This is a genomic window from Mesorhizobium sp. M8A.F.Ca.ET.161.01.1.1 (genome assembly GCF_004792105.1).
In the GTDB taxonomy this organism is placed as follows: Bacteria; Pseudomonadota; Alphaproteobacteria; order Rhizobiales; family Rhizobiaceae; genus Mesorhizobium.
In genome coordinates this window covers 699,222-718,526 of the sequence record NZ_SRTD01000002.1, presented here as the reverse complement: position 1 = coordinate 718,526, position 19,305 = coordinate 699,222, and the positions used below count along the sequence as shown (strand labels likewise).

The 19,305-nt window shown below is 61.6% G+C and carries 20 protein-coding genes; 13 read left to right on the top strand and 7 right to left on the bottom strand.

Annotation, left to right across the window (positions count from 1 at the left end; translation table 11 throughout):
- Positions 1-6 precede the first annotated feature (6 nt).
- On the bottom strand, positions 7-2,961 hold the full coding sequence (polA, locus tag EN804_RS08480; protein WP_167531309.1) for a DNA polymerase I: 2,955 nt from the start codon (positions 2,959-2,961) through the stop codon (positions 7-9).
- A 432-nt stretch (positions 2,962-3,393) separates the two neighbouring features.
- On the opposite strand from polA, the gene EN804_RS08475 reads away from it, so the two are divergent.
- The 6 genes from EN804_RS08475 (at position 3,394) to EN804_RS08450 (ending at position 7,555) form a co-directional block, all read left to right on the top strand.
- Entirely contained in the window at positions 3,394-4,785 is a 1,392-nt protein-coding gene (locus tag EN804_RS08475; RefSeq protein WP_189522174.1) for a M20/M25/M40 family metallo-hydrolase, read from the top strand.
- A 150-nt stretch (positions 4,786-4,935) separates the two neighbouring features.
- Positions 4,936-5,556 (top strand): ribonuclease D, encoded by a 621-nt coding sequence (locus EN804_RS08470; RefSeq protein WP_127277487.1) that lies wholly within the window; start codon positions 4,936-4,938, stop codon positions 5,554-5,556.
- Positions 5,557-5,568: 12 nt separating this feature from the next.
- Positions 5,569-5,772 carry a hypothetical protein gene (locus EN804_RS08465; protein WP_135881418.1) on the top strand — a complete coding sequence of 68 codons (204 nt, stop codon included), beginning with the start codon at positions 5,569-5,571 and terminating at the stop codon, positions 5,770-5,772.
- A gap of 110 nt (positions 5,773-5,882) precedes the next feature.
- Positions 5,883-6,137 carry a GlsB/YeaQ/YmgE family stress response membrane protein gene (locus tag EN804_RS08460; protein ID WP_127277483.1) on the top strand — a complete coding sequence of 85 codons (255 nt, stop codon included), beginning with the start codon at positions 5,883-5,885 and terminating at the stop codon, positions 6,135-6,137.
- A gap of 25 nt (positions 6,138-6,162) precedes the next feature.
- The gene (locus tag EN804_RS08455) at positions 6,163-6,309 is read left to right on the top strand and encodes a hypothetical protein (protein WP_127277481.1); all 147 of its coding nucleotides are present in this window, start codon (positions 6,163-6,165) and stop codon (positions 6,307-6,309) included.
- Between the two features lie 238 nt (positions 6,310-6,547).
- On the top strand, positions 6,548-7,555 hold the full coding sequence (locus EN804_RS08450) for a hypothetical protein (protein ID WP_135919146.1): 1,008 nt from the start codon (positions 6,548-6,550) through the stop codon (positions 7,553-7,555).
- Positions 7,556-7,597: 42 nt separating this feature from the next.
- Here EN804_RS08450 and EN804_RS08445 read toward each other — a convergent pair whose 3' ends face one another.
- A complete protein-coding gene (locus EN804_RS08445; protein ID WP_135919145.1) occupies positions 7,598-8,137 on the bottom strand; it encodes an inorganic diphosphatase in 540 nt (179 codons plus the stop codon).
- A gap of 91 nt (positions 8,138-8,228) precedes the next feature.
- On the opposite strand from EN804_RS08445, the gene EN804_RS08440 reads away from it, so the two are divergent.
- Entirely contained in the window at positions 8,229-8,438 is a 210-nt protein-coding gene (locus tag EN804_RS08440; protein WP_127277475.1) for a hypothetical protein, read from the top strand.
- A gap of 720 nt (positions 8,439-9,158) precedes the next feature.
- On the opposite strand, the gene EN804_RS08435 is transcribed toward EN804_RS08440, so the two are convergent.
- The 5 genes from EN804_RS08435 to EN804_RS37940 all read right to left on the bottom strand — a co-directional run bounded on the left by EN804_RS08435 (position 9,159) and on the right by EN804_RS37940 (position 12,456).
- Positions 9,159-10,061, bottom strand: a complete 903-nt coding sequence (locus EN804_RS08435) for a MurR/RpiR family transcriptional regulator (RefSeq protein WP_135919144.1) — start codon at positions 10,059-10,061, stop codon at positions 9,159-9,161.
- Between the two features lie 130 nt (positions 10,062-10,191).
- Complete coding sequence (locus EN804_RS08430) at positions 10,192-10,737, bottom strand: hypothetical protein (protein ID WP_135919143.1); 546 nt, start codon at positions 10,735-10,737, stop codon at positions 10,192-10,194.
- Complete coding sequence (locus EN804_RS08425; RefSeq protein WP_135919142.1) at positions 10,737-11,159, bottom strand: DUF3830 family protein; 423 nt, start codon at positions 11,157-11,159, stop codon at positions 10,737-10,739. Before EN804_RS08425 ends, EN804_RS08430 begins: the two co-directional genes overlap by 1 nt.
- Before the next feature lie 323 nt (positions 11,160-11,482).
- Positions 11,483-12,151, bottom strand: a complete 669-nt coding sequence (locus tag EN804_RS08420; protein WP_135919141.1) for a GntR family transcriptional regulator — start codon at positions 12,149-12,151, stop codon at positions 11,483-11,485.
- A gap of 50 nt (positions 12,152-12,201) precedes the next feature.
- A complete protein-coding gene (locus tag EN804_RS37940) occupies positions 12,202-12,456 on the bottom strand; it encodes a hypothetical protein (RefSeq protein WP_246693401.1) in 255 nt (84 codons plus the stop codon).
- On the opposite strand from EN804_RS37940, the gene EN804_RS08415 reads away from it, so the two are divergent.
- From EN804_RS08415 to EN804_RS08390, 6 genes are all read left to right on the top strand, one after another.
- Positions 12,365-14,359, top strand: coding sequence for a hydantoinase/oxoprolinase family protein (locus EN804_RS08415; protein ID WP_246693399.1), 1,995 nt, complete (start codon positions 12,365-12,367; stop codon positions 14,357-14,359). The genes EN804_RS37940 and EN804_RS08415 overlap by 92 nt on opposite strands.
- Before the next feature lie 13 nt (positions 14,360-14,372).
- The gene (locus EN804_RS08410) at positions 14,373-16,004 is read left to right on the top strand and encodes a hydantoinase B/oxoprolinase family protein (RefSeq protein ID WP_135919139.1); all 1,632 of its coding nucleotides are present in this window, start codon (positions 14,373-14,375) and stop codon (positions 16,002-16,004) included.
- A gap of 177 nt (positions 16,005-16,181) precedes the next feature.
- Positions 16,182-16,901, top strand: coding sequence for an ABC transporter permease subunit (locus EN804_RS08405; RefSeq protein WP_135919138.1), 720 nt, complete (start codon positions 16,182-16,184; stop codon positions 16,899-16,901).
- A complete protein-coding gene (locus EN804_RS08400) occupies positions 16,901-17,620 on the top strand; it encodes an ABC transporter permease subunit (protein ID WP_135919137.1) in 720 nt (239 codons plus the stop codon). Before EN804_RS08405 ends, EN804_RS08400 begins: the two co-directional genes overlap by 1 nt.
- Complete coding sequence (locus tag EN804_RS08395) at positions 17,620-18,390, top strand: ATP-binding cassette domain-containing protein (RefSeq protein ID WP_135919136.1); 771 nt, start codon at positions 17,620-17,622, stop codon at positions 18,388-18,390. Before EN804_RS08400 ends, EN804_RS08395 begins: the two co-directional genes overlap by 1 nt.
- Before the next feature lie 34 nt (positions 18,391-18,424).
- On the top strand, positions 18,425-19,279 hold the full coding sequence (locus EN804_RS08390; protein ID WP_135919135.1) for a transporter substrate-binding domain-containing protein: 855 nt from the start codon (positions 18,425-18,427) through the stop codon (positions 19,277-19,279).
- Positions 19,280-19,305 lie beyond the last annotated feature (26 nt).

Genomic DNA, 19,305 nt, shown 5'->3' with positions numbered 1-19,305 from the left:
GCAGCCTCAATGCGCCTCGTCCCAGTTGTTGGCGGCCCGCGCATCGACATGCAGCGGCACCGACATCGAGACCGCGGGCATCGCTGCGTTTTCCATGACGTGGCGTACGACCGGGATCGTCGCCTCGACTTCCGCCTCGACCGTCTCGAAGATCAGTTCGTCATGCACCTGCAAGAGCATGCGGGCGGACAGCTTGGCCTTGTCCAAGGCTTCCTCCATGCGGATCATGGCGCGGCGGATGATGTCGGCGGCGGTGCCTTGCAGGCGGGCGTTGATCGAGGCGCGCTCGTTGAACGCGCGCAGCGACGGGTTCGACGACCTGATGTCGGGATAGTGGATGCGGCGGCCGAAGATCGTTTCGACAAAGCCGTGCTCGCGGGCATAGGCCTTGGTCTCCTCGATATAGTCGCGGATGCCGGGGAAGCGCTCGAAATATTTCTTGATATAGGCGCTCGCCTCCTCGCGCGGGATCGACAGCTGGTTGGCGAGGCCAAAGGCCGAGATGCCGTAGATAATGCCGAAATTGATCGCCTTGGCGCGGCGGCGCACTTCCGATGGCATGCCCTCCACGGGCACGTTGAACATTTCAGACGCGGTGATGGCATGGATGTCCGCGCCATCCGCAAAGGCCTGGCGCAATTGCGGGATTTCGGCGACGTGGGCGAGCACGCGCAGTTCGATCTGGCTGTAGTCGGCTGAAACCAGCCGGTGGCTCTTGTCGGTGATGAAGGCGGTCCTGATCTTGCGCCCTTCAGCCGTGCGCACCGGAATGTTCTGCAGGTTCGGGTCGGAGGACGACAGACGGCCGGTCGTCGTTGCGGCAAGCGCGTAGGAGGTGTGGACGCGCTTGGTGTCAGGATTGACGAAGCCGGGCAGCGCATCGGTGTAGGTCGATTTCAGCTTGGTCAGCTGGCGCCAGTCGACGATCTTGCGCGGCAGTTCGTGACCTTCGGCGGCGAGATCTTCGAGCAGCTGCGCCGAGGTCGACCACTGGCCGGTCTTGGTCTTGGAGCCGCCGGGCAGCCCCATGCGGCCGAACAGGATGTCGCCGAGCTGCTTGGGCGAGCCGATGTTGATGCGCTCGCCGATGAGCTGGTAGATTTCCTCTTCCAGCCGGGCCGCACCTTGCGCCAGTTCCCCCGACAGCCGGGACAGGATCTGCCGGTCGACCGAGATACCGCGCTGTTCCATGCGCGCCAGCACCGGCACCAGCGGCCGCTCCAGGCGTTCATAGACCGAGACCAGTCCCTTGGCGGCAAGCCGCGGCTTCAGCACCAGCCACAGCCGCAACGTCACGTCGGCATCCTCGGCGGCGTGAGCGGTCGCCCTGTCGATGTCGACCTGGTCGAAACCGACAGAGCTCTTGCCGGAACCGGTCACGTCCTTGAGTTGAAGGGGGGTATGGCCAAGCCATTTGTCGGCAAGGGCATCCATGCCGTGGCCATGGGGGGTGCCGGCGTCGAGCACGTAGGAGATCAGCATGGTGTCGTCGAAGGGTGCGACATCGACGCCGTAGCGGCTCATGATGACCAGGTCATATTTCAGGTTCTGTGCGATCTTGAGGACCGATCCGTCCTCAAGCAGTGGTTTGAGCACCGCCAGCGCCTCGCGAAGCGGGATCTGGTTTTCGAGCATGCCGCCGCCGAGCAGGTCGCCATTGCCGCTCTTGTGGGCGAAGGGGATGTAGGCGGCGCGGCCGGGCGCCGTGGCCATTGCCATGCCGATCAGTGAGGCCTGCATCGGATCGGTCGAGGTGGCCCTGACGTCGAAGGCCGCGATACCGGCCTCCCGCGCCTCGGCGACCCAGGCTTTCAGCGTCGCGATATCGCGGATGCACTGATAGGCCGAAGTATCGATCTTGGCGGTCGCCGCGCCCTCCAGCCGCAATGCGGCCAGGAGGGAAGGGGTGTCACCTTTTTTTGGCGTCTCCGTCTCGGCTTCAGCGGCCTGGCCCGGCTCGGTGGCCGCCCCGTTTCGGGCGACGGGCGGCGTTCCGGCCCCGACGTCGGGGCCATGTGCGTTGTCGGCGCGTTCGACGGTCACCGCGACGGCCTGGACGTCGCCGGCCTCGGTGCCGGTCGCTTCCGCCACGCGGCGGGTCAGCGAGGTGAATTCCATGGTCTTGAGGAAGCCGATCAGCTTCGGCCCGTCGGGAGCATGCAGCACGAAATCGTCCAGTCCCTCGGCCACCGGCACGTCGTTCTTCAGCGTCACCAACTGGCGCGAGATGCGTGCCTTGTCAGCGTTGGCGATGATCGATTCCCGCCTTTTCTCCTGCTTGATCTCGCCGGCTCGGGCGAGCAATCCATCGAGATCGCCGAACTGCTCGAGCAGTTGCGCCGCGGTCTTTGGCCCGATGCCGGGCACGCCAGGCACATTGTCGACGGAGTCGCCGGTCAGCGCCTGCATGTCGATCATCTTTTCGGGTGGCACCCCCCATTTCTCGATGACTTCGGGGATGCCGATCTGGCGATCCTTCATCGGGTCGTACATGCCCACCGTGTCGCCAACCAGTTGCATCAGGTCCTTGTCGGAGGAGATGATGGTGGTGTCGCCGCCGGCCTCGCAGGCCAGCCGGCAATAGGTGGCGATAAGATCGTCGGCCTCGAAGCCTTCCATCTCGACGCAAGGCAGGTTGAACGCCCTGGTTGCCTGGCGGATCAGGCCGAATTGCGGGATCAGATCCTCGGGCGGCGCCGAACGGTTGGCCTTGTATTCGGGATAGAGGTCGTTGCGGAAGGTTTTCGAGGAATAATCGAAGATGACTGCGAAATGCGTCGGCACAATGCCCACATCGGTGTTGCGGGCATCCTGCATCAGCTTCCACAGCATGTTGCAGAAGCCGGAAACGGCACCGACCGGCAGGCCGTCGGACTTGCGGGTCAGCGGCGGCAGTGCGTGATAGGCCCGGAAGATGTAGCCAGAGCCGTCAATGAGGAAGAGATGATCGCCTTTTTTCATGCCGGCAGGGATAGCGCGGCGCGATGGCTTGGTCCATGCCAAAGACATCGCCAGACATAGGTTCCGTCAACACCCTGACAGATCGGGAACCCTGACAGATCGGGGTTATACAGGGCCGCTCACGGGTACGTTACAAAAGTGTAACGTTAACGCCCTTGAATCGCCATGTTCAGAGACCCAAATACACGTCATCGGCAGTTTTCGCCGAAGTCCGGAGCAAGGCCCGTCCCCCGCCTATACCGGACAACTGCGGCAGCCTATCCCCCCTCTCCGGGCTGCCGCATCGTTTCGAGTACAAGACCGCCGTGGTTCCCCCTCCACCACGGCGGTCTTTTTTTGCCCGCGGCCGCCGGCGCGGGCCGTGGTCCAATTGTCCCGGGCTTTTCGTTTCGCCGCTCTGCCTTTACGGTTCCGGCACTGAATCGAAAGGCTATGCACATGTCCGCAGTTTCCCCTGTCCTCGACCGCCTCGACAAGAATCTCGATCAAAGCCTGGAACGGCTCTTCGGCCTGCTCGGGATCAAGTCGATCTCCACCGATCCAGCCTATGCCGCCGACTGCCGCAAGGCGGCGGAATGGCTGGTGGCGGAACTCAAGCTGATCGGCTTCGACGCCAGCGTGCGCGACACGCCTGGACACCCGATGGTGGTTGCGCATCATGACGGGCCGGCGGGCGCGCCGCATGTGCTGTTCTACGGCCATTATGACGTGCAGCCGGTCGACCCGATCGAACTGTGGGAAAACGACCCCTTCGCCCCCGCGATCAAGGAGATCGGACCTGGTCACAAGGTCATCACCGGGCGCGGCTCGGCCGACGACAAGGGCCAGCTGATGACCTTCGTCGAAGCCTGCCGTGCGTGGAAACAGGTGCACGGCAGTCTGCCGTGCCGCGTCACCATCCTGTTCGAAGGCGAGGAGGAATCCGGGTCGCCCTCGCTGAAGCCGTTCCTCGAGGCCAATGCCGAGGAACTCAAGGCCGACTTCGCGCTGGTCTGCGATACCAGCATGTGGGACCGAGACACGCCGTCGATCTGCGTCGGGCTGCGCGGTCTGGTCGGCGAGGAGATCACGGTGAAGGCCGCCGACCGCGACCTGCATTCGGGCCTCTATGGCGGGGCTGCAGCCAACCCGATCCGCATCCTGGCCAAGGTGTTGGCCGACATCCACGACAAGGACGGTCATATCACCATTCCGGGTTTTTATGACGGTGTCGAGGAAACGCCCTCGCAGGTGCTGAAATCATGGGAGACACTGGGCGAGACGGCCGAGACATTCCTCGGACCTGTCGGCCTGTCGATCCCGTCGGGCGAAAAAGGTCGCTCGGTGCTGGAACTGACCTGGGCACGGCCGACCGCCGAGTTCAACGGCATCATCGGCGGCTATACCGGCAAGGGGTTCAAGACTGTCATCGCGGCGGAAGCCTCGGCCAAGGTTTCGTTCCGCCTCGTTCACAAGCAGGATCCAAAGAAGATCCGCGCGGCTTTCCAGAAATTCGTCGAGGAGCGTATCCCGGCCGATTGTTCGGTCGAATTCCACGCCCATGGCGGTTCACCGGCAATCCAGCTTTCCTATGACTCGCCTTTCCTGGCCAAGGCCAAGATCGCGCTCTCGGACGAATGGCCAAAGCCCGCGGTGACGACCGGCAGCGGCGGCTCCATTCCGGTGGTGGGCGACTTCCAGACCTATCTCGGCATGGAATCGCTGCTGGTCGGCTTCGGCCTCGATGACGACCGCATCCATTCGCCCAACGAGAAATACGAGCTCAGCTCCTTCCACAAGGGGCAGCGCTCATGGGCGCGCATTCTGGATGCTCTGACACGGTAAGGCGGACAACCCTGGACAGCGGAAAAATCAACTTTCTGTTGATTTTTCCGCCGATCACGGCGAGGACGGGTCGACAGCGCAATGTGTTGGAGCGCGTGTGCGCTTCTTCGATGGAGGCGCGACGCCGAAGGCCGCGACCCGGAGAAGACGATGAGCGATATCCGCTTCCATAAAAACGATCTGCCTGACCTCTCCCACTACAATGTCGCGGCGGTGGCCATCGATACGGAAACGCTCGGCCTCAACCCGCACCGCGATCGGCTCTGCGTGGTGCAGATTTCGCCTGGCGACGGCAGCGCCGATGTCATCCAGATCGCGCCGGGCCAGAAGAAGGCGCCGAACCTTGTCAGCCTGTTGAGAAACCGCACCATCACCAAGCTGTTCCACTACGGTCGCTTCGATCTCGCCGTGCTCTACAATGCGTTTGGCGTAATGCCCGAGCCGGTTTTCTGCACCAAGATCGCCTCGCGGCTGACGCGCACCTACACCGACCGGCACGGGCTGAAGGACATCTGCTTCGAGCTTCTCGGCGTAGGCTTGTCCAAGGCGCAGCAATCGTCGGATTGGGCGGCCGAAACGCTGTCGCCCGAGCAACTCGAATACGCCGCCTCGGACGTCCTCTATCTGCATCGGTTGCGCGACGTGCTGGCCGGACGGCTGGCGCGCGAGGGGCGCACGAAGGAGGCGGACGCCTGTTTCCGCTTTCTGCCGACCCGGTCCAAGCTTGACCTGATGGGCTGGGCCGAAGAGGATATCTTCGCCCACAGCTGAAAAAGGGATGAGATGGCTGACAGAAAGCCGATATCGACCGCGCCGACCGACGGCTCCAAGGTCACCGTCACCTGGAAGGACAGCGACGGCGTCCTCAATGAATCCATAGCGCAATACCGCGACGGCGGCTGGTGGGTCTACACCGACAGCCACACCCAGAAGAAGGTCGAGCCGACCAGCTGGCGGCCCACTGCCGGCGACGACGACGACCAGTGAGCGCGCCGCTGGCTAGGCCGGGTGCTTTCGCATAGCCTGAAGCCGTTGATATCGGGGCCGATTCGGAGCCTTCCGCTCCGCGCTCGCCCTCTTGCTCGGAGGAAACCGCTATGGGTGTCGAAAGCCTTCTCGTCTTCATCATCATTGGTGCCATCGCCGGCTGGCTCGCCGGTCTCATCGTTTCGGGTTTCGGCTTCGGCCTGATCGGCAACATCATCATTGGCATCGTCGGCGCGTTCATCGCCGGCTGGCTGTTCCCACGGATCGGCTTCTCGATCGGCGGCGGCATCATCGCCTCCATCATCCACGCCACGATCGGCGCCATCATCCTTTTGGTTCTGGTCAAGGTCCTGAAACGAGCATGAGGCTCGGCACGACAAAGGGCGCGCCATGAAGCAGAACACACTCTATCTCATCATTGGCGCGCTCATCGTCGTGGTCGTCGCGCTGGGCGTCTACGTCTACCGCGAGCAGACCAGGCCGAAAGGCGTCGAACTCAAGATCGACGACAAGGGCATTTCGATCCAGCAGAACTGAGCCTGCCGCCGATTGGGCGGCGACATCAACCATATGGCGGATCGGGCACCAGCGTCAGCGCAAAGGCGGCGGATATCCAACCGTTATGGCCTGGAACCCCTGCATTGCGCTTGACCGTCGAGCGCGCGATCGGGCTTAGTCGGCGACATCAAAGCGGGGCAGACAGTCGTCAATGGACAGCGAGCAGTTGGACGGTTCTCGATCCCTTCCAGCGTTCGATCCGCTGGGCGGGTCGCAAATGATCCCGGGGATCGCTTTCAAGGCCAGCGCGGCGGTGAGGGCGGCGCTTTCGGCGATCGGACGTACGGAGGACCTGCGCTTTTCACCGGACAATCGATTGCTGGCAATCGCCGGCTATGCGCGCAAGCGCCTGCTGGTCCTGCGCATCGACGTCGAGGCCGGATCGGATGGTCCCGATGTCACGATCCATGGTTTCATGGAGCTGACATCAGGCGACATGGGCGAAATCCATGGCCTGGATTTCATCGATGACCGCACCCTGGCGATTGGCAACCGCGATGGACTGGTCGCCATATTCAACCTGCCTCGAGAGCAACCAGCCGGCCAGAGTCGCGAGATATCGGCCATTCGGCGGGTAAAGGGCCGGCGGCCTTGCAAACTGAATTCGCCGGGCTCGATTGCCGTCAGGCCGGAGTCGCGCGGCCGCGTCAGCCTGCTGGTCTGCAACAACTATACGCATCTGGTCACCCAGCATGTGGTCAACCGGTGGCTCGGCTATCGCACGACGAGCAACCAGCCGCTGCTCGAACGTGGTCTCGACATACCCGACGGCATTGCGCTCAGCCATGACGGAGGCTGGATCGCCGTCAGCAGCCACGGCACCCAGGATGTAAAACTCTACCGCATGTCCTCCTCGCTTGGGCCTGACAGCGAACCCGCCGGCGTCCTGCAGCACGCCGGCTATCCGCACGGCGTGCGCTTTACAGCGGATGATCGGCACATCCTCGTCGCCGACGCGGGCAGCCGTATGGTGCATGTCTATGGCGGCGACGGCGATTGGAGGGGCCAGCGAGCACCCGCGGCCTCGGTGACCGTGCTCGACGAGGAGACCTTCCTGCGGGGCAGGGCCAGTGTCGAGGAAGGTGGCCCGAAGGGTCTAGACATCGACCGCTCGAACAACGTCGTTGCGGTCACTTGCGAGGAGCAGGCGCTGGCCTTCTATCCGCTGGCGTCGATTGTCGGAACAACAAGGTCGGGGATCGAGCCGGGCGTGGCGCGCCGTTAAGCGCCTGATCGATCGGAACAACGCACCAGAAAATGGCCATGCTTACTTGCGTAGCCTGGCGGCAAAGGCCTTCATGCCCTTCTTGATTGCCCTGCGCGCTTCACCGGCATCCTGCCAGCCTTTGAACTTGATGGTTTTGCCGGTGCCAAGCACCGACGACAGAAAGAACTGTTCGATCTCGCGCCTGAGATGCTCGGGCACGCGGTCGGCGGCCACGGGCTCGTCCTCAGCGTCCTCCTTGTGAGGACAGAAGACGTAACGGTCGTTGCGCAGGGCCTCGCCGCCCTGATCCTTCTGCTTGACCCGCAGCGCACCCAAAAGGTTGCATTTGATGACGGTGCCGGGACCCGTGGCGGCCTGATGGATGACTAACCCATCCAATGGATCGCCGTCGTCCCCCAATGTGGAGGGAATGAAACCCCAATCGTAGGGGTAGGTCATTCCGACCGGTAAAGGGCGGACATAGCCGAATACCTGGATAGCCGGCTCATAGGCCACCTTGGCAGCGGCACCGCGCGGGGTTTCGATGACGACCCTGACAAGGCCCTTCGTCGTCGTCGGCAGCTTGAGGTAGTCGGGCATGAGGCGCCTCTGTCGCGTTCCGGGTTGATCCGGGATGGAACTCCAAGGCGCAATGAATGTTCCCAAGAGCAGGCCGAGGAGATTTCAGGGCATGACAAAAGCTTCTTTGCACTTGCTCAAGGGCGTGGGCTATCTGATCTCAACCCTGAGCGTTGTGCTGCTGGCCATCGTCAGTTGGTCGAGCGCTTCCAAAAGCCCGCTGCTGACCACATGTCTGCTTGTCGGCGCGGCGGCTTCGATTGCCGGCATGTTCTGCCGATGGCTGACCTATGAGATCGAAAAACGTAGGGAAGGCAAATAAGGCGCGCGTTGCGGCCAAGAGGTCCAGCAGAGGCTTCGCATCGCATAAGCCGGCTGTCATCCGGCCACCAAGACCGGCGGCAACAGGATTAACAAATTCCTAACGAAATTCAAAGGCTTGGCCGAAGGCCTGCTTAACCCGCCCTTAAGGGTAAGTACTTGTTTTATTTGCCACGCGTTACCGTGCATTCGCCCTAGATCATGGTCGAGGCGAGTCGAGACCGTGGGCACGGCGAGCCTCTTCGGGTTTTGACAGCAGCTGGCAGAGCGGCTTCTCTCCGGACAAATAATCTCCAAGCCGCTGCTCTTTGCGACGTAGAAATAGCTACCCAGACCTGCCGACGGGGTAGCATAGGAACGCTCCCAAACGACGGCTTTCGCTTTGGTAGTCGAAATGTCTCGATATAGCTGCCGAGTTGGCAAGCCAAGCAAAGCCAACGGCATCATCCCCATCTGCGAAGGCCTGGAAAGCATTGATGTCCTGTATCGGTGTTGCAAAGACCAGTGGGCGAGGGCAAATCTGACGCGAAAGTCGACGCCCGTCTCCATGACGCGAACGGCAGCTGTGCGCCTCATGTCGGCCATGTCGGCGGGCCATTCAGCCTGCCAGAAGCAGACGAAGCTGATTGCCGCCATTCATCTTGACCATTCCATCCGTGAGCCGTCGGGTCGTTCCGACGCAGTGGGAGGGCTGCCCGTTGACCGATCGGATTGGCGCCCGTCAGAGGAAGACTTTCCGCTTCTTCGAAGACCGGTCGACGTCATCCAGGCGCTTGCGCGCCTGACCGTTCATATTGTTGCACATGGCGTCGAGCAGCACGGACACGAGTGTGGCCGACGCCGCATAGGAGTCGAAAACCAACTTGCTGCTGACACGCGCCGCGATCAACTGGTCGGCAATCCCGTCATGATCGTTGAAGCTGGCATCCGTCACCAGGGCGATCTGCATGCCCGTCTGGCGGGCCAGTTCAATCGCCTTCAACGTCTCGCGCGGGTAGAGCGGCATCATGAACACGAGCATCGTGCGCGCGCCCGCAACGCGGCATTGCTCGATTTGATCCTCGATCAGCGATCCGCCGCCGGCAAGCAGCCTCACATCTGGATGCACCTTTGCGGCAAAGTAGGCAAATTGCGCGGCGAGGCCCGCCGAGGCGCGAAGACCGAGAACGGCGAGCGGGCGCGAGGCCGCAAGCGCCTGGCCGAAGCGATCGACGACGCTGCTGTCCGCCAGGGATAGAGCCAGTTCCGTCAAATTGCTGGCTTCCGCAAGGATCGCCGACTGATAGCGATTCGTCTCGCTTTCGCCGGTCGCTTCCTCAGCGGTCTGGACCGACCTGAGGAAACGGCGCATTTCGAGATAGCCGTCAAAGCCGAGCGCCATCGCAAACCGCGTCACCGACGGCTGGCTGACATTGGCAAGATCGGCAAGTTCCATGCTTGAAAGAAAACCCAACTGCGTGCTGTTCTCCATCATGCACTGGGCGATGCGCCGCTGGGCCGGCGTCAGCCTTTGTCCCGCGGTCCTGCTGTCGATCTCGGCCTGCAAGGCCCGCCTGTCGAGCGGCGTGTTCGAAGCATTGAGGCTTGTGCCCCGCGCCTGATCACCATTCGCCGTTTCGTTCATCCGGCCTCTCCGAACTCTTTTCCTGTATCAATATATTCACAGCACACTGGATCGACAAAGTCGCCACAAATGAAAAAGACCAGGCCCGCGTTTCGTGGGCCTGGTCCGCTGTCTGGGGAGTATCAGACACCTAGCCTGCGGCGACGATCCTGGAGAGTGCCTGGACTTCGCCGGGCTTGCGGTGGGGGAAGGCAACGCCGAGGTTCCAGGGGAAAATGAAGTGGACCCAGCGGTGCATGCGGATGACATAGGTCATCATGGCGCCGGTGAGCTCGACGAACTCTTCCTTGGTTTCCAGCTGATCCAGAGCGTCGGAGTACATTTGTCCGATCTGATGCATGTTCGTCATTCCGAGGTCGGTCATGAATTCGAAGACGTTGAACGTTCCCGTCAGGAATTCACGCGTCATCCGGTTGAGCGTTGGCAACTGCATGTCTTCGTATTTGGAGATTTTCAGCAACCGGTACATCACGTCGGCGCCCACGAGCATCAAATAGGCCTCGAGATGCACAAGCACCGAAAAGGACTGCTCGCCGCTGCCGGCACCGCTGTCGATAATGCCCCAGCGAACCTTCTGGATCTCGACCGGCTCGTCGAACCAGACGCGATCGATCTCTTTCTCGATGATCGACTTGGCCTGCCGCCAGTCGCCTTCGAATTTCTTGATGGCAGACATCAGGCAGCCCTCCGAACGTTGATTTCGATGATGTTGCGGCGCGGTTGCGCGACGGTCTGGTCGTAAACTAGCGTTCCCAGATGCCGGAGTTTGGGGAGATCTTCCTCGAACACCTCGGCAAACTTGTTGATGTTGGCGCTCTCGGTGATCTTGCCATAGGTCAGGCAGATCGTCTGGCCGGGCGCATAAAGGTAGACCGCGCCTGGATGGCGCAGGACCATATTGTTGCGGCCGAGATGCACGATCCGGGTCGGCATCCAGATCGCTTCGCCTGACACGACCACATGGCCAAGCACGCTTTTGAGCGGCAGCTGGCCCAGCACCTGGTCGACAACGTCCGGATTCTCCTTGGCGAGCAAGGTCGCCCTGAAAGACAGCCTAGCGCCCGGGGCGTCGAAGGTGAGAATATCGGGTGACGGCATAAAGCCTCCTCTTCCTAGTCGATGAATGGGAAATTTCGCGTGCCAATTTATGAATAATTACATACCTTATGTCAACGGTAGAAAATTTTCATTCATGATGAGGAAAGACCGGCAACGCAACCCCGCTCGCCAAGCGAGTGGCGTCGGCGGTAAGAGGTGCTGCGTAGGGAGATCTAGTGTCTGCGCCCTTGGCTAAGGCGCGTCGTCGCGTCGAGACGGATTCATGCGCCGCGCCCTGCTTTCATGCATGCCGGTGCTTGGGAACCGAAGTTCCTGCGGGCGGTATGCGTTGGATTGAACCGGAGGGTTGGGCGGTCGCGTCGTCAGGCTCGCGCCTGGGTCGTGGTCAGCAAGCTTCCCAGCGCATGCTTGCGAACCAATGCCTCGAGCGCCTGGCGATCCCCGGCCTGCAGAAGCTCGACCATCTGGAAGTGCTCCTGGGCCGACCGTTGAAGCATTGTGGTGTTGTATTTTTCCCGCTGCACATTGACGGGGATACGGTCCCTGAGGTCGAAAATCAGCTCGACCAGATCGCGGTTCGGGCAGGCGCGCAGCATTTCTTGATGAAAGGCTCGATTGGCGCGCTCCTGCTCGGGCGAGGTACCGTTGGCGACCGCATCGGAAAAATCTTCGGCGAAAGCCTTCATCTTGTAGATGCTGTCCTTGTCAACCTCACCCGCGACGAGGTCGGCGGCAGCCACCTCCAGAACCGCGCGGATGTTGATGATGTTGTTGAAGCGCTGCAGGTCGAATTCCTTCACGCGATATCCGCGGTTGGGCAGCAACTCGACATGGCCTCGCTCGGCCAGCCGCTCCAGGGCCTGACGAATTGCCAGCCGGGAGGCGCCATAGGTTCGCTCAAGGTCGATCTGCTTCAGCCAGGCGCCTGGGCTGAGGCGGCCAAGATTGATGTCGCGCTCGATCTGCAGCGCCAGATCCTTCACCCCGGATCCGTTCGGTGTCGCTCCGGTTTTGCCTGCGCTCTTCGCCACTGCTGCTCCTCGTGATTCACCCCTGGCGGGTTCAGTTGCAAGCTATCGCATCAGAAATCGGTTGACATCACCAAATTTAATAACCAAGATTGGCGCCAATCTTGGCACATACATTGGTTATGGATGGCGAGAAGAATGTCAAAGCCTTCGGCAACGCCCCATGCATACAGGTTCGGCGTCGATTCCGGCGGCACCTTCACGGACATCTGCGCGATGGACGAAAGGACGGGAGAGCTTTCGGTGTGGAAGGTTTCCAGCACGCCCGCCGACCCGTCCCTAGGCATTGTGGATGCTGCAAGAAGCATGCACTCGATTTTGCAGGAGCGTGACGAGACGGCCCCCGCGGTGGCTTTTTTCGGTCATGGCACGACGGTCGGCACCAACGCGCTGATCGAGCGTCGCGGCGCGCCCACCGCATTGATCACGACCCATGGCTTTCGCGATGTCCTGGAAATCGCGCGCCAGCGCCGGCCCGAACTCTACAGTCTCCAAACCGTGCGGCCCGAACCCCTGGTGCCGCGCGACTTGCGGTTCGAGGTGCGCGAAAGAATTCAGTTCGACGGCTCGGTTCTCGTTGCGCTGACCGAAGACGAGGTGATGCGGCTCGTCCCGGCTATCAAGATCTCCGGCGTCGGAGCAGTCGCGATATCGTTCCTGTTCAGCTTCCTGAACCCGGCGCACGAGCGGATGGTCAAGCAGATACTGGAGCGCGAGCTGCCGGATCTTTTTGTCTCCGCGTCTTCCGACATCGTGCCGGAGTTTCGCGAATATGAGCGCACCTCGACCGTGGTCATGAACTCCTATCTGGGGCCGATGATGCGCAGCTATATCGATCGGCTGCAGAGCGCCTTGGGCGAGATCGCGCCCTCGCAGATCATGATCACGCAAAGCAATGGCGGCCTCATCGGCGCCAACGTCGCCGCATCCCAGCCGGTTCGCACCGTGCTTTCGGGCCCATCCGCCGGCGTGATGGGCGCGCTTGAAATCTCAAGGCGCATCGATCGTCCAAACATCATCACCTTCGATATGGGCGGCACCTCGGCTGATGTGTCCGTGATCCGCGACTTCACCCCGCGCTACAAGCCGATGGCGGATGTCGACGGGTTTCCGATCAAGATACCGATGATCGACATCCATGCAGTCGGCGCCGGCGGCGGCTCGATCGCCCGCGACGACCACGGCCTGATGAAAGTCGGGCCGCGCAGCGCGGGGGCCAATCCGGGTCCGGTCTGCTATGGTCTGGGTAGTCTCGAGCCGACCGTGACGGACGCAAATGTCGCGATCGGTGTCCTCAACCAGAAACATCTCCTCAATGGCCGCATGGCGATCGACGCCGACGCCTCCCGAGCTGCCATTGCGCGCCTCGGCGAGACATTCGGGATTACCTGGGAGCGTGCGGCGTCGGGCATGTTGCGGGTGGTCAGCGCCAACATGGTCAACGCCATTCGGGCCATGACGGTCGAGCGCGGGCTCGATCCGCGTGACTTCTCGCTCTTCTCTTTCGGCGGCGCCGGTCCGCTGCACTCTGGATTTCTCGCGCGCGAACTCGAGATGTCCGAGATCATCATCCCTCCCTATCCCGGCGTCATGTGCGCGGTCGGACTGCTGACCAGCGGCATGCGCATGGATTTCGTGCGGACCCACTACAGGCCGCTGGATGCACAATCGCTTGGCGGGCTGCGCGAGCAATTCGGTGAGCTGGCGAAGCTTGCGAATGGCTGGTTCGACGAAGAGGGCGTGGCTGCCGGCCGCCGCAACGTGAGGTCGGCGATAGACCTTCGCTACGCCGGCCAGGCCTATGAGCTGACGATCCCGTTCCCGGACGAGACGGGTGAAGCTTCGCTCGACCAGCTTGTGGCCAATTTTACCGCTGCGCACCGCGATCGCTACGGCTACGTCGTAGACGGCGAAGACATCCAGATCACCGCGGTGCGCGCGGAGGCATTCGAGGAGCTGCGCTTCGACCCGCCCCGGGCGCAAAAGGTCGGGGCCGCCGGTTCTGTCACGCCAATCGACTACCGCGACGTTCTCGATATCTACGACGTCAAAGCGCATCGGACGCCGGTCTATTCGAAGAGCGGCCTGCCCAGCGAGATCGAGATCGCCGGTCCCTGCGTCATAGAGCAGATGGATACGACCATTCATGTCCTGCACGGACAGCGAGCGGTAATCGACAAGCACGCCAATGTCATCGTTGCGGCGGGCTGAGGGGGAATTCGCGATGCAGATCGATCCTATCACCACCGAAGTCGTCTCGAAGTATCTCCAGTCGGTCGTCGAGGAAATGGGCGGCGTGATCGTGCGCACTGCCTTCTCGCCCAACATCAAGGAGCGCGAGGATTGCAGCACCGCGATTCTGAACGAGGAGGGGGAGATCGTTTCGCTTGCCGAGCGTATTCCGATCCATCTCGGCTCTCTGTTGGGCGTCGGCAGCTATGTCCTCGATCACATCGACCTCGATGATCTCAGCGAGGGAGATGTCTTCATCGGCAACGATGCCTATCGTGGCGGCGGGACGCATCTCAACGACATCGTCCTGATGCAGCCGATCTTTGTGGGAGGCCGCTACTGCGGTTGGGCGACCAACCTCGCGCACCATGCCGATTTCGTGGATCGCAGCCACAAGCACATATACCAGGAGGGGTTGCGGATCCCTCCGGTCAGGCTCTGCCGGAAAGGCGAGGTTCAGCAGGACGTGCTCGACCTCATTCTCCTCAACTGCCAGGTGCCACGCGAGCGCAAGAATGACCTAGCCGCGCAGATGGCCGCCAATCGCCTGGCCGTGCGCAGATACCAATCCTTGTGCGAGCGCTACTCACTCGACCTCGTGAAGTCGGTCGAGAAGGAAATAATGAATTATGCCGAGCGCAAGGCTCGTGAATCCCTGTCGAAAATTCCGAACGGCGTCTACCGCTACAACTCCCGCTTCGACACCAATCTGATCGACCACATCCTCGATCTCAGGGTCGCGGTCGAGGTCAAGGACGGTCAGATCCATTTCGACCTCACCGGCAACCCGCCGCAGGTCCACGCGCCCATCAACATGGTGCTGACCGCCACGCTTGCTACGCTCTACTATGCCGTCAAGACACTGGTCGACGCGGACGTTCCGCCGAATGCCGGCTTTCACCGGGTCGTTTCCGTGAAGGCCGACCCCGGCTCCATCGTCAACGCGCTCGAACCGGCGGCAGTCTATAGCCGCACCGATGTCGCCCTTCGTCTCGTCGACATGATCCTGGCCGCGCTCGAACCTGCAGTGCCGGAAAAAATTATGGCTGCATCCACCGGCGGCGGCCTCGTCACCGTCAGCGGCATCAATCCCCGCAATGGCCGCTTCTACGTCTACAATGAGATGGTCGGCGGTGGAATGGGCGCCCGTTATGGCCTCGACGGGATGGACGGAACGCAGGTCCACACCACCAACACCGCCAATCTTCCGATCGAAGCATTGGAGCTTGAATTTCCTCTTCGCGTCGAGGAGTACGGGCTGGTGCGTGACTCCGGCGGGCCTGGACGAACCCGTGGCGGCATGTCGATCAGACGGACAGTTCGCACGCTCGGCCATGAGGCGGTGGTCAATGCCGGCGGCACGAATAGCATCCTGCCTCCATTCGGCATCGCGGCCGGCGAGCCGGGCCAGGTATGCCAGGTAGAACTGAGCAACGCCGAGGCCACACTTGAAGGGCGAGGCGGAGTGCTGATGGCCGGCGATACCGTCACGATGGTCACATCCTCCGGTGGCGGATATGGCCCGGCCGGCGAACGTGCCAAAGACAAGATCGAGAAAGACATCCGCGAGGGCCGTGTCTCCATCGAGGCGGCGAGGGCACGCTATCAGTACCAGGCGAGCTAGGCGCACCGCTGCAGGGATGAAAAATGGCATCGGTTGACATTTAGAATGAAAATTTACATAAACATAGGAACGACGTTTTTTCATTCACGATCGTCAAAGAGACTGAAACGTGTGAAGCCAAGCCGTCGAAACCAACGTCTCTCGTACCGATGCCTAGACCTCGAAAGATCGTAGTTCATGAACCAGCCCGGCTTCTTTGAATTGGTAGGGTTTGGCCCGGAGGGATGGGGACCTATTCTTGCGGCGGGCGCGGGCATGACGATCGTTGTCGCCCTTTGCGGATATGTCCTCGGCATCGTGATCGGCATCCTGGGCAGCTGGGCCAAGGTATCGGGCGGCCCGGTAGTGAAGAAAATAGCCGAGACCTACACGAACGTCCTGCGCGGTGTTCCCGATCTCCTGGTCATCTATCTCGTCTATTTCGGCGGCAGCGCGGCCCTGACCGGCCTTTCAGGCTCCTTTGGAGCGACTGGATTTGTCAGTTTTCCAGGCTTCCTTGCCGGCTCCATTGCTGTCGGCGTCACGTCCGGCGCCTTGAATATCGAAGTTCTGCGCGGTGGGCTTGGCGCGGTAAATCGCGGCGAAATCGAAGCCGCATACGCGTTTGGTATGTCGCGCTTCCTGCGTTTTCGCCGAATCGTCGCGCCCCTGGTCTTGCGGCACGCTCTGCCAGGTTTGGGAAATTCGTGGCTCAGCGTCCTGAAGGAATCTTCGCTGCTTTCCGTGACCGGGGTCGCCGAGCTCCTCCGTCAAGCTCAGGTTGCCGCCGGGTCGACTAACCGCCCCTTTGATTTCTACATTGCCGCCGCGGCTGTCTACGTCGTCCTGGCGGGTGTTTCAGGATTGTTCGTCCTCGTCGCCGAGCGCCACTTTTCGCGCGGAAAGAGGACGGCGTGATGGATCCAGTATTCATCGGAGCGACTTTCCTAAAGCTTCTTGCCGGCATTCCGCTCGCGCTCGAACTCGCCGCCGGTTCAATTGCGCTGGGCGCCCTGATCGGCATGGCGATTGCCTTGTTGCGCCTGTCCGGCGTAAGAGCCCTGGTCTTCCTCGCCTGGCTATACGTGCTCGTCATTCGAAGCGTGCCGCTGCTGGTCTTGTTGTTCTTGTTCTACTACGGCCTCGGCCAGTTCCGCTCGGTGCGCGCCAGCGTGTTTTGGCCATTCCTGCGTGAGCCGTTCTGCTGCGCGTTGCTCGCGCTCACCATCAACACCTCCGCCTACGCCGCCGAGATCATAAGGGGCGGTCTGCTTTCGGTTTCCGAGGGTGAGAAGGAAGCGGCGCGGGCCTGCGGAATGTCCCGGTTGCTGATGTTCCGCCGGATCGTACTACCGTTGGCGATCCGGCAAGCATTGCCGGCCTACAGCAACGAGATGATCGCCATGGTCAAGGCGACGTCGATCGCCTCGCTCGTTACGCTCATGGAAATCTCCGGCATCGCAACGACGATTGCCGCCGAGACCTACCGGCCGATCGAGGTCTACACCGCGGCCGGGATCATTTACCTCGGTATGACGCTCATCCTGACTCGGGCGGTGACCCTGCTCGAACATTGGCTCAACCCGCAACGCCGACCGGCCACACCTGCCGCTGAAGCCAGAGAAGGGATTTCCTGATGGCCCACATCGCAGCGGAACCAGCCATTCAGATTCGCGACCTGCACAAGAGTTTTGGCGCGGTCGAAGTTCTGAAAGGGATTTCGCTCGACGCGAACGAAGGCGACGTCGTTTCGATCCTCGGCTCTTCGGGGTCGGGAAAGTCGACCTTGCTGCGCTGTACAAACTTGCTCGAGGTCCCGAACTCCGGGTCCGTCACCGTCGGCGGCGAGACGATCCGCATGAGGTCGACAAAATATGGGCTGCGGCCGGCCGACCAGAAGCAGGTCGATCGCATCCGTTCCCGGCTCGGCATGGTGTTCCAGAGCTTCAATCTCTGGTCGCACAAGACCATACTGGAAAACGTCATCGAAGCGCCGATCCATGTTCAAGGTAGGGCGCGCAAGGAATGCGTCGGCGAGGCTGAAGCCCTGCTGGCCAAGGTCGGCATTGCCGACAAGCGCCACGCCTTCCCGTCCCATCTCTCGGGCGGCCAGCAGCAGCGCGCGGCCATAGCCCGCGCGCTCGCAATGCACCCCAAGGTGATGCTGTTCGACGAGCCCACTTCAGCGCTCGATCCCGAGCTTGTCGGCGAGGTGTTGCGCGTCATGCGCGCGCTGGCGCAGGAGGGGCGCACGATGCTCATCGTAACCCACGAGATGGGCTTCGCGCGTGATGTCTCCAGTCGCGTGGTCTTCCTGCACAAGGGCGTTGTGGAAGAGGACGGCCCCCCTGGCGACGTCTTCAGCATCAGCAAATCCGAACGGTTCCGGCAGTTCCTGGCCGGCTGAACAACAGGAACATCATAATAATGGAGAGGCGAACATGAAAAAGTACACGGCAATTTCCATTCTCGCTATCGGAGCCTGCGTGAGCGCCGGCGGCGCGACATACGCACAGGACAAGAAACGGGAGGAAGTGAGGATCGCCACGGAGGGCGGTTTCGTCCCCTGGAACTACACCAAGCCGGACGGCACATTGGCTGGGTTCGAAATCGATCTGGCCAAGGACCTTTGCGCGCGCATGAAGGTCAAGTGCACGATCTCCGCCGAGTCGTTCGACGGCATGATCCCGGCGCTGAATGCCGGAAAATATGACGCGCTGATCGACGACGTTGCTATTACGCCGAAGCGCGAGGAAGTGATCGCCTTTTCGGTGCCGTATGCCGCACTTTGCTACACCTTCGCCACACTGAAAGACAGCGATGTCGCCAAGGCATTGCCGGCTGACGACACCATCTACTCCCTCGACAAGGCAGGGGAGGCGGATAAGGCGATGGATGCGGTCAAGGCCGCGCTGAAAGACAAGACGATCGGCACTCTGTCCGCCGGCACGTCGGTGGCGTTTGCGGACACGTATCTGAAGGGCGTCGCACAGACCAAGCAGTACAAAACGCCTCAGGCTCGCGATCTCGACCTTATTGCGAACCGCGTCGATGCCGTCATCGGCGCAAAGGACACGCTTCTCGGCGCCGCCAAGAAACCCGGCAACGAGGACATGACGATCTCCGGCGCCTGCTTTGCCGGTGGCGTCGTGGGGAAAGGCGCCGGTGTCGGCCTTCGCAAGAGCGACCCGGAGCTGAAGGCACTGTTCGACAAGGCGATCAAGGAAGCCGTCGCAGATGGCACGATAGCCCGTCTGTCGAAGCCGGTTTTCGGCCTGGACGTAACCCCGCGCTGAGGTCTTCGTGGACGGTAAGTGGCCCA

Excerpts from the sequence above, each read along its gene's own strand:
- EN804_RS08455 (WP_127277481.1), top strand. The coding sequence starts at position 6,163 with ATGAAGCAGAACACACTCTATCTCATCATTGGCGCGCTCATCGTCGTG.
- EN804_RS08390 (WP_135919135.1), top strand. The coding sequence starts at position 18,425 with ATGAAAAAGTACACGGCAATTTCCATTCTCGCTATCGGAGCCTGCGTG.
- EN804_RS08405 (WP_135919138.1), top strand. The coding sequence starts at position 16,182 with ATGAACCAGCCCGGCTTCTTTGAATTGGTAGGGTTTGGCCCGGAGGGA.
- EN804_RS37940 (WP_246693401.1), bottom strand. The coding sequence starts at position 12,456 with ATGCTTCTTGCAGCATCCACAATGCCTAGGGACGGGTCGGCGGGCGTG.
- EN804_RS08445 (WP_135919145.1), bottom strand. The coding sequence starts at position 8,137 with ATGCCCGACTACCTCAAGCTGCCGACGACGACGAAGGGCCTTGTCAGG.
- EN804_RS08415 (WP_246693399.1), top strand. The coding sequence starts at position 12,365 with ATGGACGAAAGGACGGGAGAGCTTTCGGTGTGGAAGGTTTCCAGCACG.
- EN804_RS08435 (WP_135919144.1), bottom strand. The coding sequence starts at position 10,061 with ATGAACGAAACGGCGAATGGTGATCAGGCGCGGGGCACAAGCCTCAAT.
- EN804_RS08395 (WP_135919136.1), top strand. The coding sequence starts at position 17,620 with ATGGCCCACATCGCAGCGGAACCAGCCATTCAGATTCGCGACCTGCAC.
- polA (WP_167531309.1), bottom strand. The coding sequence starts at position 2,961 with ATGAAAAAAGGCGATCATCTCTTCCTCATTGACGGCTCTGGCTACATC.
- EN804_RS08470 (WP_127277487.1), top strand. The coding sequence starts at position 4,936 with ATGAGCGATATCCGCTTCCATAAAAACGATCTGCCTGACCTCTCCCAC.
- EN804_RS08465 (WP_135881418.1), top strand. The coding sequence starts at position 5,569 with ATGGCTGACAGAAAGCCGATATCGACCGCGCCGACCGACGGCTCCAAG.
- EN804_RS08440 (WP_127277475.1), top strand. The coding sequence starts at position 8,229 with ATGACAAAAGCTTCTTTGCACTTGCTCAAGGGCGTGGGCTATCTGATC.
- EN804_RS08425 (WP_135919142.1), bottom strand. The coding sequence starts at position 11,159 with ATGCCGTCACCCGATATTCTCACCTTCGACGCCCCGGGCGCTAGGCTG.
- EN804_RS08430 (WP_135919143.1), bottom strand. The coding sequence starts at position 10,737 with ATGTCTGCCATCAAGAAATTCGAAGGCGACTGGCGGCAGGCCAAGTCG.
- EN804_RS08475 (WP_189522174.1), top strand. The coding sequence starts at position 3,394 with ATGCACATGTCCGCAGTTTCCCCTGTCCTCGACCGCCTCGACAAGAAT.
- EN804_RS08410 (WP_135919139.1), top strand. The coding sequence starts at position 14,373 with ATGCAGATCGATCCTATCACCACCGAAGTCGTCTCGAAGTATCTCCAG.
- EN804_RS08400 (WP_135919137.1), top strand. The coding sequence starts at position 16,901 with ATGGATCCAGTATTCATCGGAGCGACTTTCCTAAAGCTTCTTGCCGGC.
- EN804_RS08460 (WP_127277483.1), top strand. The coding sequence starts at position 5,883 with ATGGGTGTCGAAAGCCTTCTCGTCTTCATCATCATTGGTGCCATCGCC.
- EN804_RS08450 (WP_135919146.1), top strand. The coding sequence starts at position 6,548 with ATGATCCCGGGGATCGCTTTCAAGGCCAGCGCGGCGGTGAGGGCGGCG.